We start from the raw sequence: 12356 nt of genomic DNA on the forward strand, positions 1-12356 counted from the left end.
CTGCCGACGGTGCTCCTCGGCGACACCTCCCGCTATCTCGGGGGCAGCGCCGCCACCACCGTCGGGGCCACCGCGATCGGCCCCTCGATCCTCACGCTGCGCCAGCGCCCCGGATGATTGGTGGCCACCCAGCCGACGCCGAGGTCGCGGCACAGTTCGACGTCGGCGGGATCGTCGACGGTCCAGCAGTAGGTGGCGCGGCCCGCGGCAGCCGCCTTGTCGACGAGCTCGGGGTGCTGGCGCAGCGTGAGGATCGAGGGGCCGATCGCGGTGGCCCCGACGGTGGTGGCGGCGCTGCCCCCGAGATAGCGGGAGGTGTCGCCGAGGAGCACCGTCGGCAGCAGCGGCGCCGACCGCCGCACCCGCCACACCGCGGCGGCCGAGAACGACATCACGACGATGCGGGAGAAGTCCGCGGAGGCGGGGGTGGCGAGCCGGAAGCGGGCCAGCTCGGCGAGGAGTTTGGCCTCGACGAGCCCGCCGTAGCGCACGGGGTGCTTGGTCTCGACGAACAGCTTGACGGGCCGGCTGGTCCAGTCGAGGGTCAGCTCGATCAGCTGCCGCAGCGTCAGCAGGCGCGCCGGCTCGCCGGGGGTGCCGTAGTCGAGCTCCCCGAGCTGGGCGAGGGTCATCTCGCTGACCAGGCCGCTGCCGGTGGAGGTCCGGTCGACGGTGCGGTCGTGGATGCACACGAGATGCCCGTCGCGGGTGAGCCGCACGTCGCATTCGAGGCCGTCGGCGCCTTCCTGCAGCGCGAGTTCGTAGGCGGCGAGGGTGTGCTCGGCCCTGGCGGCGGAGGCCCCGCGGTGCGCGACGACGCGGGGTTCGCCGGCCGCCGTCACGAGGCCACCGCCTCGTCGGTGCGCGCGCCGACCGGTTCGATCGGCGCGATGGGTTCGTACTTGGGGCCGGTCGCCACGGTGCGGCGGGGCAGGCGGCGGGGACGGCCCCGCAGGTCCTCGTCGTCGAACAGCCGCACCACATGCAGTGCCGCGACGGCGACGGCCGCGGCGAGGGCGGCGGTCACCGCGGCGAGCAGCACCCCGTCGGCCTGCGCCTGCAGGGTGTCCCTCTGCCGCCACAGCACGTTGACGACGAACAGCACGCCGCCGAGCGCCCACAGCACCCACCACGTGCGCACGGCTCGCCGTAGCCGCGGGTCGTCGGGACCGGTGATCTCGGTGAGGAAGACGCCGGGCATCGCGAGGTTCACGCCGGGCACGAGGCACCCGAGCAGCAGCGAGATCCGGCCGCGCGGGTCGGCGGCACCGCGGGCGGCGAACATCCGTCGCCGCACGCGGATCAGCCGCAGCGTCGCCGCGACCCCGGCGGCGAGGGCGACGGCAGGGCCGCACAACTGGGTGGCCCACACCAGGGCGTCGGACGCCGCGAGAGCGAGCGGGTCGACGAGGCGCGTGCGGTTGTACAGCAGCAGCCCGTAGCGGACGGCCTCTGCGACGGCGGCGAGGCCGAATACGACGGCGGTTCCGGCGAGCAGGGTCGGGGCGAGATCCGCGAGGGTTTCCTCACGCGACGGGGTCGACGGCTCGCCGGCCGGGCGAGGATCGGCAAGGCCCCAGCGCGGCACCTCGTGGTAGCGCGGAGCCGGGCCCGCCGGCCGCCGTCGCGGCCGGGGACCGTCCTGGCCGGAGCGGGCCTGCGGCGGCCGTGCCACCCAGCGGAAGTTGCGGCGCCCCGGTGGAACGGGGGCCGCGGTGTCGTCGGGGGACAGCAGCAGCCCGCGGCAGCCCGGGCACCACTGCCGGGGCTGCCAGGACACGGGCCAGCGGTGTCCGCAGCGGACGCAGATCTGGTAGGCGGCCATCAACAGATCTTCGCCGAGGCGTCGCCGTCGTGCCCGAGATCCCGTTCGCCGGCCTCGCGCACGTCGAGCAGCACGACCTCGGGACCGATCGGCGGCACGTCGGCGACCGTGACGGTGGGCACGTCGGGGAAGCTCACACCGTCAATACTGGCACGCCGCTGCGGCGCATGCAGCGACCACCGGGGATCCCGCCCACCCCATGGAGAAGGGCCGCCCGCCCGATTCGCCCCGTCCCGGCGGGGTCGTGTGAAAACGCCTCCGCCCGGGAGTTATCCACAGTTTCCACAGCTTCATCCACAGAGGGCTCAGTTTCCACAGCGGCACATCGCCTCACTCCGGGAACATTTCGGCGGTGAGCGGCCGGGCTGCTCGCGTCATTCGTTGCCCCACAGGCATCTTCTGCACCACCACCGCGCACGGTTCACGGCTTCCGGCGCACCGTCGGCGGCGAGTGCGCGCTTCGACGCAGACCGACGTGGTCTCCGGCGAACTGAAATGATCGACGGCATGGAACTACGGATCTTCACCGAACCTCAGCAGGGTGCCACCTACGACGACCTGCTCGCCGTCGCGCAGACGGCCGAGCGGCTCGGCTACGGCGCCTTCTTCCGTTCCGACCACTATCTCGCGATGAACTCCGCCGGCCTGCCCGGCCCGACGGACGCCTGGATCACGCTGGCCGGCCTGGCCCGGGAGACCTCCACGATCCGGCTGGGCACCCTGGTGACCTCCGCGACGTTCCGCCACCCCGGCCCCCTCGCGATCACCGTCGCCCAGGTCGATGCCATGAGCGGCGGCCGGGTCGACTTCGGGCTCGGGGCAGGCTGGTACGAGGAGGAGCACCTCGCCTACGGCATCCCCTTCCCGTCGCTGAAGGAGCGCTTCGACAAGTTCGAGGAGTCGCTCGCCGTGATCACCGGGCTGTGGCAGACGCCGGTCGGGGAGACCTTCTCGTACGAGGGTGCGCACCACCGCATCGTCGATTCACCGGCGCTGCCCAAGCCGCACCAGCGCTCCGGTCCGCCGATCGTGATCGGCGGCGGGGGCAAGCGCCGTACTCCGGCCCTCGCGGCCCGGTACGCGGACGAATTCAACATCCCGTTCCAGTCGGTGGAGGCCACCGCGGCCCAGTTCGCCCGCGTGCAGGACGCGTGCCGCGCGGCCGGCCGCGACCCTTCCGAGCTGACGTACTCGAACGCGCTCGTGCTGTGCTGCGGTAGCGACGAGGCGGAGATCGCCCGCCGCGCCGCCCGGATCGGGCGCGAGGTGGACGAGCTGCGGGAGAACGGTCTCGCCGGCACGCCCGCCGAGGTGGTCGACAAGATCGCCCGTTACGCCGAGGCCGGGTCACAGCGCATCTACCTGCAGGTGCTGGATCTGGCCGACCTCGACCACCTCGAACTGGTGGCGCGGGAGGTCATGCCGGAAGTGTGACGACGAGGCGCGGTCAGTGGCTGCTGGTGGAACCGAGGAAGGCCGCGATTTCGCGGCTCCATTCCCGGTTGCGGGTGCGATCCAGCCGCCACCGGCCGTAGCCGAACACCGCGGCGGCGAGCAGGGCCGCGGCGAACCAGAGCGAAAGCCCGACCAGGACCGAGGAGATCTTCGCGCTCGTCGCGCTCAGCGGCGCGAGCGCCTGTTCGCCGTTCGGATCGACCCAGATCTGCACGTCGGCGCCGGCGGGTGTGCCGTAGTCCACCGTGACGTCACCCCGGCGCTTCTCGTCGCCCCAGGCCCAGGTGGCGGGCGCGGACGCGGAGGCCACCATCGTGAGCTCGCCGGCAGTGGCGTCCGTGGTCTCGGCCGCAGCCTGCGTCTTCGCCGTCACGAGGGTGCGTTCGGCGGTCTGCTGCACGGCGAGGGCCGACTGGGTGTCCCAGGTGCGGGCGCCGACCCAGCCGGCGAGGGGGATCGTCGCCAGGACCAGGAGCAGCACCGCCACGGCGAGTCGCGCCTCGGCACGGTCGGTGCGCCGGATCAGCGGGTGGCGGCCGCGCAGCCCCCGCCGCAGGACCCGCAGGTATCCGCTCGTGTTCCGCATCATCTCGGCCTCGATCCTCTCCCCCGTGACAACTCCCTCTTTCCAGAGTGATACGCACAGCTAACGACGGCAAGGCGTTCCGGCCAACGTCACACAACCCGGAAGTCGCCGATGCCGATCCGTTCGGGACCGAGCGCGGCGCGGGGCGTGGCGTCAGGCGCCGAGGCCGACCGGGCAGCTCACCCCGGTGGCGTGGACGGGGCAGTAGCCGTTCGGGTTCTTCGCCAGGTACTGCTGGTGGTAGTCCTCGGCGTAGTAGAACTGCGTGAGCGGCGCGATCTCGGTCGTCACGGCGCCGTAGCCGGCCGCGGCGAGCCGGGCGCCGAAGTTCTCGGCGGTGGCCTCGGCGATCTCGATCTGCCCCTCGTCGAACGTGTAGATCGCCGAGCGGTACTGGGTGCCGTGGTCGTTGCCCTGCCGCATGCCCTGCGTGGGGTCGTGGTTGTCCCAGAACTGCTTGAGGACGCCCTCGTAGGAGATCACCTTCGGATCGAACACGACCAGCACCACCTCGGTGTGCCCGGTCCGGCCCGAGCACACCTCCTCGTAGGTGGGATTCGGGGTGTATCCCCCGGCATATCCCGCGGCCGTGGAGTACACGCCCTCGAGCCCCCAGAACTCCTTCTCCGCACCCCAGAAACAGCCCATGCCGAGAACGGCGGTCTGCATCCCTTCGGGAAACGGCGGCATGATGCGGTGCCCGTTGACGTAATGGGTGTCGGGAACGGGCAGCGGCTCGGCGCGGCCGGGCAGCGCCTGCTCCTGCGTGACCATCACCGACTTCGAACCCGCACGGGCGAGGATGTCGTCGAACCAGGACATGCCTCGATGCTACGCGCGCGGCTTCTCCACGGGTTCCGTCTCGGCCGCCACCTGGGGCGACGGGCGTGGCGACAACCACCGGGCGGTGATCCAGCGGGCGGCCGGCACCTCGACGCCGCGGTAGAGCAGTTCGGCGACGGCCGCGCACACCACCACGAAGGCGAGCACGGCACCGGTGCGGCCGAGGTGGGCGACCGTGTTCTCGTACACCCGGTAGAGCACCAGCGTGTGCACCAGATAGATCGCGTAGCTGCGGGTGGCGGTCCAGTGCAGCACCCGCGAGCGGGCGAACCGGCCGTCGATGCGGGAGAGCAGGACCACGCACGCGGTGACCACGACGATGGTCCACAGGTAGCGGCTGCCGGCCCAGTAGACCTGGTAGTCGGTGGCCAGGTGCACCACCTGGACCTGGGCGAGCAGCGCGACGATCAGCCACCGCCGGGACGTCAGCCGCGCCCAGCCGAGGTACACGATCTGGCCGAGGAACACGGTCGGCATCGTGGCCGCGACCTTGGACAGGAACGGCACCGTGTACGGCTCGGGCAGGTACAGGTTGTACAGCAGCACCAGCATGCACACCACGGCGCCGAGGACGGGCACCACGATGGGCCGGGTCCGCAGGAGCGGCCGGGCGGCGACGCAGTACAGATAGAACGTGATCTGCACGGCGAGGGTCCAGGTGACCCCGAGGACCGCGACCTCGGGCTTCAGGAAGAACCCGCCCAGGAAGAAGCTGAGCACGGCCTCGACGCCGGAGACGCCGGTCTGGCCGCTGAACATCCCGTTGATCCCGAGCCGCACCAGCAGGATCGCGGCGAGGATCGCAACCCAGAACGCCGGCAGCAGCCGCGCGCTGCGGGCGACGAGGAAGCGCCGCGGTTCGTCGCGGATCGCGGAGCGGGTGATGAGCAGCCCGGTCAGGGTCATGAACATCGCGACCCCGAGGAAGGACAGGTGCTGATTGAGGCCGGCGCCCTCGACGAGCACCCGGTACACGACATCGATGACCCACCAGCCGGTGCCGAGGTCGTCGATGAGATAGAAGGAGATGTGCGAGTACAGCACCGCCAGGACGGCGACGGTGCGGAGCAGGTTCACACCGGGCAGGTCCACACGTGGCGCCGGGGCGTCGTGCGTCCCGTCGCTCGCGAGGGGCCGAAACACCCGACGATGTTAAGGGCCCGTTCACCCGCCGGCCGAATTGTCCGGCGTTTCCGCAGGTAGGTCGTCGGTCCCTTTTCGGACGCCGCCGCGACGCCCTCCGCCGCCACCGCCGCCCCGCACAACCGGCTGCGCGGGCGGTATTGCAGAGGGTGTACTTATGGGTTTGGGTGGAAACCCAGAAGTACTTGAAAATCACGCACGGGCCCCGCCGGGCCCGAAGAGAAGGGATCCTTCGTGGCTGAGTACACGCTTCCGGACCTGCCCTACGACTACGCCGCGCTCGAGCCGCACATCTCGGCGAAGATCATGGAGCTGCACCACAGCAAGCATCACGCGACCTACGTTGCCGGCGCCAACACCGCCCTCGAGAAGATGGCGGAGGCGCGGGAGAACGGCACGATGGCGGCGCAGGCCACCAAGCTGGAGAAGGACCTGGCCTTCCACCTCGGTGGCCACACCAACCACTCCGTCTTCTGGAAGAACCTGTCGCCGGAGGGTGGCGACAAGCCGGACGGCGAGCTCGGTGCCGCGATCGACGATGCGTTCGGTTCGTTCGACGCGTTCCGCGACCACTTCTCGGCGAACGCGAACTCGATCCAGGGCTCCGGCTGGTCCATCCTGGCCTGGGACTCCATCGGCCAGCGGCTGATCATCGTCCAGCTGTACGACCAGCAGGGCAACATCCCGATCGGCCTGACCCCGCTGCTCATGCTCGACATGTGGGAGCACGCCTTCTACCTGCAGTACCAGAACGTCAAGGCCGACTACGTCAAGGCCTTCTGGAACATCGTGAACTGGGCGGACGTGCAGGCCCGCTTCGACCGCGCCCGCACCCAGACCGCCGGTCTGCTGGTCTAGTCGCGTCGCACTTCGCGAAGGGGATGCCGGATTCCGGCATCCCCTTCGCGGGTTCCGGAGGGGCGCGCGACGGGGCTGGCACTCGGGGGCTCTTGTGTGCCAGCGGACGAAACGGTCATTCTTCACCTACCCAACGGCGTGTATCGGTCATCGACTGTCGTCACACCGAGGAGGTAGCGGGATGAGTGGGAACGAACAGATCGGCCTCGCCGCCTTCCACACCGGAGGATCCCTGCGGGGATTCGTGGTTTCGGGGCGGTGGCCGGAGAGCACGCGGGAATGGGCGCAGCTGCTCGCGGTGACGGTGCGGGTGGCGTCGCTGCCCGGCCTGCTGACCACGTCGACGGTGTTCGGGGTACGGGAGGAACTGCCCGACGACCCCGCGCCGGGCACGGTGGGCCTGGTGCTCGCGGAGGGTCCGGTGATCGGCGACGAGGCGGTGGAACCGGGCCGGTTCGCGGCGCACCAGCCGCCCGCCCTGATCATGCTGCACCCGCCGTCGGAGACGCGGCCGTCGCTGCCGGAGTGCACGGGTGCGGCGTCGGGGTGCGTGCTGCTGCCGGGGCTGCCGCACCTGGGCCTCGAGCACCGGGCCGCGTGGGTGGAGGCGGAGGCCGACGGGACGGTGACGTCGCTGGTCAGCCGGGTCGGAGTCGATCCCAACAGCGATCCCGACACCGCGGTTCTGGCCATGCTGCTCGCCGCCTGACCGGAACCCGCACCTCGAAGTTCGGGTTTCCAAACTTATTGCCGCCTTTGCCTTTTCGTGCAGCCCACGTTATGGTTGCCTAAGCGAAGGGGAGTAGCCCACAATCGCCCGGTCGACATACTGGCGTTCAGCCCGGCCCGGCGAACCGGATTCCGCACCGGTGGGCGAGACCTTCGGCCGCGACGCACCCGCGTCGCCCGGCCGGAGGAAGGTCCCCACCTCCTCCACACCGACACGCGAGGAGGAGGAACCCCCGGTATGTGGTCCGCCCTGGTCCTGAGTTTCGCCGTCGTGTTCGTCGCCGAGCTCGGCGACAAGTCGCAGCTCATGGCGATGACGTTCGCCTTGCGCTACCGCTGGTGGGTGGTCCTGTCCGGCATCCTCGCGGCCACGACCGCGGTGCACCTCGTCTCCGTCGCCGTGGGCCACTACCTGGGCCTCGCGATCCCCACCTCGGCAATGGCGATCGTCGGCGGCCTGGCCTTCCTGTTCTTCGGCCTGTGGACGCTGCGCGGCGACTCCCTCGACGAGGACGAGCAGGGCAAGGCCGCCCGCGTCACCCGTTCGGCCTTCCTCGCCGTCCTGTCGGCCTTCTTCCTCGCCGAACTCGGCGACAAGACCATGCTCGCCACCATCGCCCTGGCCGCGGACAACGACTGGGCCGGCGTGTGGGTCGGCTCGACGATCGGCATGGTCGCCGCCGACGCGCTGGCCATCGTCGTCGGCGCCGTCCTCGGCAAGCACCTGCCCGAGAACGCGATCCGGCTGGCGGCGGCGGCGCTGTTCTTCGGGTTCGGCGCCTGGATGCTCGGCGAAGGCCTGGCCCCCGGCACGCCCGCCGGCCCGGTCGCGGGCGGGGTGACCCTCGCCGTCGCGCTCGCCGTCGTGACCGGCCGGGCGCTGCTGCGCCGCCGGACCGAGGTCGCACGGGTCCCCGTCGCCGTCGAGGCACCCGCCGAGCGGTAGAGCACCGCGTGAGTGCCCTGCGTCCGCCTCCCCAGGAGTATGCTTGCCGATAGGCAAGTAAATGGAGGTGGGCATCACGACCGCACACGACCGCTTCGACGAGGAAGACGTCAACCGCCTGCGCGTGGCGCTCGGCCGCATCGCGCGCCGCGTCGACCGCCGCACCGCCGGCGCAGGTGGACTCACCCGGTCCCAGTTCTCGATCCTCGCCACCGTCGCCCGGCGCGAGACCGTCGGCGTGCGCGAGCTCGCCGAGATCGAGGGCCTCAATCCGACCATGCTCTCGCGGATGCTCGGCAAGCTCGAGGACGCCGGACTCCTGACCCGTTCCCCGGACCCGGACGACAAGCGCGTCGTCCGCGCCCACATCACCGAGGCCGGTGCCCGTACGTTCGCCGACCTGCGTCGCATGCGCACCGCAGTGTTCACCGAGCACCTCGCGGAACTGTCCCCCGAGCGGCTCCACGCCCTGCACGACGCCTTGCCGGCGCTCGAAGCGCTCGCCGAGCAGATGTGCCGTCGCTCCGCGGAGGAGCGCCGATGACCGTCCTCACCGACCTGCGCGGCCAGACCTTCGCCGCCTTCCGCGGCGCCAACTTCCGGCGCTACATCAGCGGCCAGGCGGTCTCCCTGATCGGCACGTGGATGCAGACGGTCGCCCAGTCGTGGCTGGTGCTCGAGCTCACCGGCTCCGGCACCGCGATCGGCCTCGTCCTGGCCCTGCAGACCGTGCCGATGCTGCTGCTCGGCCCCTACGGCGGGGTGGTCGCCGACCGCGTCGACAAGCGCCGGCTCATGATCGGCCTGCAGTCCGCGATGGGTGTGCAGGCCCTGATCCTGGGCCTGCTCACCGTCACCGGTGCCGTCCAGCTGTGGCACGTGTACGTCCTCGCCGTGGTGCTCGGACTCAACCAGTGCTTCGAGAACCCCGCCCGCCAGTCGTTCATGCTCGAACTCGTCGGACCGGAGGACCTGCGCAATGCCGTGAGCCTGCAGTCGGTGCTGGCGTCCGTCGCGCGCCTGATCGGCCCGGCCGTCGCGGGCCTGATCATCGCCGTCGGCGGTCTCGGCGTGTGCTTCCTGCTCAACGCGCTCAGCTTCGTCGCCGTCGTCGCCTCCCTGGCGAGCCTGGACCTGTCCCTGCTGCGCCCGTCGCCACCCGCCGCCCGCGCCCGCGGCCAGCTCCGCGAGGGGCTCGCGCACGTGCGGCAGACCCCGGCACTCGCGGTGCCGCTGCTGACGATGGCGCTGGTGGGCTGCCTGGCGTACGAGTTCCAGGTGGTGCTGCCCGTGGTCGCGCAGCAGACCTTCGGTGCCGGCGCCGAGACCTACGGCTTCCTCACCGCCGCGATGGGCGCCGGCGCCGTCGTGGGCGGGCTCGCCGTCGCCACGTGGGGTCGCACCGGCACGACCGCCGTGGTGGCCACCTCCGCGGTGTTCGGCGTGGTGCTGCTCGCGGCCGCGGTGGCGCCCACGCTCGAGCTCATGCTCGCCGCGATGGTGCTGGTCGGCGTCCTCAGCGTCGCGTTCACCGCCACCACCAACAGCTCCCTGCAGCTCGCCGCGGCCCCCGGCATGCGCGGGCGCGTGATGGCGCTGTTCGCGGTGGCCTTCCTCGGCTCCACCGCGATCGGCGGCCCGATCGCCGGGTGGGTCAGCGAACAGTGGGGCGGCCGGGCCGGACTGCTGCTCGGCGCCGCCGCGTGCCTCGTCGCCGCGGGCGTCGGCGCGACGCGCCTCGGACGCGACGGCGGGCCGGAGTCGTGACCCCGGCCGCCCGGTGCCGGGCGGCCGCGCCAGGGCCGCTTCAGTCGAGCAGATCGGGCTGGGCGGCGACGATGCGTTGATACAGCGGCTGGAACTGGAACCATCCGGCGTACTCGAGTCCGACCTGGTCGTACGTCAACTTCGCGGTGGCGGCGTCGAGGGGGCGGGGGGTGCCGGCGGCCATGGCGATCAGTTGGGCCTGGCACGACCGTTCCATGGTGATGAACCACCACGCGGCCGAGTCGACCGTCTGACCCACGGTGAGCAGCCCGTGATTGGCGAGCACGACGGCCTTGTTGTCACCGAGGGCGGTGGCGATACGTCGGCCCTCCTCGACGTCGAGCACCACACCGGTGTAGTCGTCGAACACCGCGTGATCGTCGTAGAAGGCACAGGCGTCCTGCGTCAGCGGCTCGAGTCCGATCTTCAGGCTCGACAGCGATTTGCCGTAGAGGGAGTGCGCGTGCGCGGCGGCCACCGCGTCCGGACGCGCAGCATGGACCTGGGAATGGATGGCGAAGGCCGCCCGATTGACGGGCCGGTTCCCCTCGACGATCTCGCCCTCGTGGTTGACCAGGATCAGATCGCTCGCCCGGATCAGGCTGAAGTGCACTCCGAAGGGGTTGACCCAGAAGTGGTCGGAATGCTCGGGATCGCGAGCTGTGATGTGGCCGGCGACGCCTTCGTCGAAGCCGCATGCACTGAACAGCCGGAACGCTGCGGCCAGGCGCTGCTTGCGGTGCAGGCGCTCCTCGTCGACCGAGCCGAACGTCGGTGGCCGTGGCACCTCGATCCCCGGACCTGTCTGCGCTGCGTCGGTCATGAGCATTCCTTCCCGAGGGCCGATCTCGTGTCCCGGTTCATACTCGGCCTTCGCTTCGCCCGTGACCATCGGCAACAGAGCCGAACTTCGGGCATCCTGTTCGGCAATTTCACGAGAGCGCCGGCGCGACCATCGACCGGACGAGCCCGTCGACCGTGCGCAGATCCCACCCGGTCAACTGCTGCCAGCGTTCGAGCCGGTACGCGAGCGAATTGGGATGCAGGTGCAGTCTCCGGGCGGCCGCGCTGGCCGAGAACCCGCTCTGGGCGAACGCCGAGACGGCTTCGGCCAGGTGCGGGTGCCGGGCCGCGATCTCCGCCCCCTTCGCCAACATCGGCGCCAGCTCTTCCCGGTGTTCGAAGAGGATCGCCGGCAGCCAGCACTCGTCGAAGTCGGCGGTCTGTGCCCGGCCCCGCACCAGCGCGAGCGCGCGCCGGGCGTCACCGATGCTCGTTGTCGCCCCCTCCAGGCCCCGACGGGCGAGCCCCAATCCCACCGACATGTCGGGGCGCACGTGCCGGATCGCGTCGACGACCACCGAACTCGCGACCGTCTGGAAGACGGTGACGACCGTGGTGCCGCGTCGGCTGCACAGCGCCGGCGCCGGTCCGTCGTCCAGCGCGTGCTGCAGTCCCTGCAGCTGCACATCGGACCACGCCTCGGACGGCGTGCATGCGGCTCGGAACATCCCGTCCGGGTCCAGCCCCAGCGCAGCGGCCAGCGTTCGGGCCTCCTCCGTCGGGTGTCCCTGCTCGAGCAGTTCGAACAGCAGCGCGCGGCGATTGGCCCGTACCGCCTGCGCCGTGCGGGTGGCGTCGTCGTGTCCCATCGCCACCGCGGTCGTCCCCGCATGGACGAGGTCCCACAGCAGCCCCCCGGCGTGCAGCAGTTCCGTGGTGGGCTCCGGCGCGTGCTCGACGAGAGCGCGCCACAGTTCTCGCGACCCGATGTGGAAGGACTCGATCACATTCGCAAGGGTCAACCCCTGCAGTGCCCGTTGCCTGCCGAGTTGCCGGGCACGCTCGAACTCGGGGCCTGCCGGGTGCGTGTCTGCGGGACGATCCGCGAGCAACCGGAGGGTGACGAGGAACTGTTGCCGGGTCGATTCGCGGTGCTCGTCCGGCGGCACCACCAGGTAGGTCGGCAGACGTTCGCGGATCCGGTCGACCGCCTCGGCCGACAACGCGTCGAGGTCGGCGATCACCGCGTCACACAACCCGGCGATCGAACTGTCGGATTCCACGGTGCCCCTCCTCCGCTACCGGGCGTTACCGTGGTCGACGCTAGTCGCCGCACGACAGCTCCGGCGCGGGACGGCCCTACCACCGCTGCCGATCCGCACGAGCTAACGCGCGCTAAGGTGCGAGCGTCGACAAGGCGC

14 protein-coding genes are annotated in these 12356 nt (G+C 71.1%); 6 read left to right on the forward strand and 8 right to left on the reverse strand.

Translation table 11 applies throughout. The annotated features are described in order from the left end of the window. Positions 1-32: 32 nt before the first annotated feature. From AIIKEEIJ_RS07505 to AIIKEEIJ_RS07515, 3 genes are read right to left on the reverse strand one after another with little or no spacing between them, the layout of a single operon-like run. Positions 33-842 (reverse strand): glycerophosphodiester phosphodiesterase family protein, encoded by an 810-nt coding sequence (locus tag AIIKEEIJ_RS07505; RefSeq protein WP_161995334.1) that lies wholly within the window; start codon positions 840-842, stop codon positions 33-35. Then, positions 839-1825 carry a DUF4328 domain-containing protein gene (locus tag AIIKEEIJ_RS07510; protein WP_161995335.1) on the reverse strand — a complete coding sequence of 329 codons (987 nt, stop codon included), beginning with the start codon at positions 1823-1825 and terminating at the stop codon, positions 839-841. Before AIIKEEIJ_RS07510 ends, AIIKEEIJ_RS07505 begins: the two co-directional genes overlap by 4 nt. Next, positions 1825-1962 carry a hypothetical protein gene (locus AIIKEEIJ_RS07515; protein ID WP_202916712.1) on the reverse strand — a complete coding sequence of 46 codons (138 nt, stop codon included), beginning with the start codon at positions 1960-1962 and terminating at the stop codon, positions 1825-1827. Before AIIKEEIJ_RS07515 ends, AIIKEEIJ_RS07510 begins: the two co-directional genes overlap by 1 nt. Positions 1963-2332: 370 nt before the next feature. Between AIIKEEIJ_RS07515 and AIIKEEIJ_RS07520 the strand changes: the two genes are divergently transcribed. Then, positions 2333-3259 carry an LLM class F420-dependent oxidoreductase gene (locus AIIKEEIJ_RS07520; RefSeq protein WP_029546935.1) on the forward strand — a complete coding sequence of 309 codons (927 nt, stop codon included), beginning with the start codon at positions 2333-2335 and terminating at the stop codon, positions 3257-3259. Between the two features lie 13 nt (positions 3260-3272). Here AIIKEEIJ_RS07520 and AIIKEEIJ_RS07525 read toward each other — a convergent pair whose 3' ends face one another. The 3 genes from AIIKEEIJ_RS07525 to AIIKEEIJ_RS07535 form a co-directional block, all read right to left on the reverse strand. Further along, positions 3273-3869: an Rv1733c family protein gene (locus tag AIIKEEIJ_RS07525; protein ID WP_006944648.1), complete on the reverse strand. Its 597-nt coding sequence runs from the start codon at positions 3867-3869 to the stop codon at positions 3273-3275. A gap of 150 nt (positions 3870-4019) precedes the next feature. After that, positions 4020-4688 (reverse strand): peptide-methionine (S)-S-oxide reductase MsrA, encoded by a 669-nt coding sequence (msrA, locus tag AIIKEEIJ_RS07530; protein WP_161995336.1) that lies wholly within the window; start codon positions 4686-4688, stop codon positions 4020-4022. Positions 4689-4697: 9 nt separating this feature from the next. Beyond that, positions 4698-5801, reverse strand: a complete 1104-nt coding sequence (locus tag AIIKEEIJ_RS07535; RefSeq protein WP_006944652.1) for an acyltransferase family protein — start codon at positions 5799-5801, stop codon at positions 4698-4700. 285 nt (positions 5802-6086) lie between these two features. On the opposite strand from AIIKEEIJ_RS07535, the gene AIIKEEIJ_RS07540 reads away from it, so the two are divergent. The 5 genes from AIIKEEIJ_RS07540 to AIIKEEIJ_RS07560 all read left to right on the forward strand — a co-directional run bounded on the left by AIIKEEIJ_RS07540 (position 6087) and on the right by AIIKEEIJ_RS07560 (position 10152). Then, positions 6087-6710 (forward strand): superoxide dismutase, encoded by a 624-nt coding sequence (locus AIIKEEIJ_RS07540; RefSeq protein ID WP_006944654.1) that lies wholly within the window; start codon positions 6087-6089, stop codon positions 6708-6710. A gap of 181 nt (positions 6711-6891) precedes the next feature. Continuing rightward, complete coding sequence (locus tag AIIKEEIJ_RS07545; RefSeq protein WP_006944656.1) at positions 6892-7419, forward strand: hypothetical protein; 528 nt, start codon at positions 6892-6894, stop codon at positions 7417-7419. Between the two features lie 258 nt (positions 7420-7677). Then, complete coding sequence (locus AIIKEEIJ_RS07550) at positions 7678-8385, forward strand: TMEM165/GDT1 family protein (protein WP_161995337.1); 708 nt, start codon at positions 7678-7680, stop codon at positions 8383-8385. A 124-nt stretch (positions 8386-8509) separates the two neighbouring features. After that, entirely contained in the window at positions 8510-8929 is a 420-nt protein-coding gene (locus tag AIIKEEIJ_RS07555) for a MarR family winged helix-turn-helix transcriptional regulator (RefSeq protein ID WP_029546932.1), read from the forward strand. Next, entirely contained in the window at positions 8926-10152 is a 1227-nt protein-coding gene (locus AIIKEEIJ_RS07560) for an MFS transporter (protein WP_006944667.1), read from the forward strand. Before AIIKEEIJ_RS07555 ends, AIIKEEIJ_RS07560 begins: the two co-directional genes overlap by 4 nt. A 40-nt stretch (positions 10153-10192) precedes the next feature. Here the strand turns inward: AIIKEEIJ_RS07560 and AIIKEEIJ_RS07565 are convergent, their stop codons facing one another. Both AIIKEEIJ_RS07565 and AIIKEEIJ_RS07570 read right to left on the reverse strand, forming a co-directional pair. Beyond that, entirely contained in the window at positions 10193-10975 is a 783-nt protein-coding gene (locus tag AIIKEEIJ_RS07565; protein ID WP_043801402.1) for a class II aldolase/adducin family protein, read from the reverse strand. 109 nt (positions 10976-11084) lie between these two features. Continuing rightward, positions 11085-12218 carry a PucR family transcriptional regulator gene (locus AIIKEEIJ_RS07570; protein ID WP_029546930.1) on the reverse strand — a complete coding sequence of 378 codons (1134 nt, stop codon included), beginning with the start codon at positions 12216-12218 and terminating at the stop codon, positions 11085-11087. Positions 12219-12356: the final 138 nt, after the last annotated feature.

This window comes from Rhodococcus sp. YH1 (assembly GCF_009939605.1).
GTDB lineage: Bacteria > Actinomycetota > Actinomycetes > Mycobacteriales > Mycobacteriaceae > Rhodococcus > Rhodococcus aetherivorans.

Bases quoted from the DNA above. Each gene is read 5' to 3' on its own strand.
- AIIKEEIJ_RS07545 (WP_006944656.1), top strand. From the start codon at position 6,892: ATGAGTGGGAACGAACAGATCGGCCTCGCCGCCTTCCACACCGGAGGA.
- AIIKEEIJ_RS07550 (WP_161995337.1), top strand. From the start codon at position 7,678: ATGTGGTCCGCCCTGGTCCTGAGTTTCGCCGTCGTGTTCGTCGCCGAG.
- AIIKEEIJ_RS07565 (WP_043801402.1), bottom strand. From the start codon at position 10,975: ATGACCGACGCAGCGCAGACAGGTCCGGGGATCGAGGTGCCACGGCCA.
- AIIKEEIJ_RS07560 (WP_006944667.1), top strand. From the start codon at position 8,926: ATGACCGTCCTCACCGACCTGCGCGGCCAGACCTTCGCCGCCTTCCGC.
- AIIKEEIJ_RS07510 (WP_161995335.1), bottom strand. From the start codon at position 1,825: ATGGCCGCCTACCAGATCTGCGTCCGCTGCGGACACCGCTGGCCCGTG.
- msrA (WP_161995336.1), bottom strand. From the start codon at position 4,688: ATGTCCTGGTTCGACGACATCCTCGCCCGTGCGGGTTCGAAGTCGGTG.
- AIIKEEIJ_RS07520 (WP_029546935.1), top strand. From the start codon at position 2,333: ATGGAACTACGGATCTTCACCGAACCTCAGCAGGGTGCCACCTACGAC.
- AIIKEEIJ_RS07525 (WP_006944648.1), bottom strand. From the start codon at position 3,869: ATGATGCGGAACACGAGCGGATACCTGCGGGTCCTGCGGCGGGGGCTG.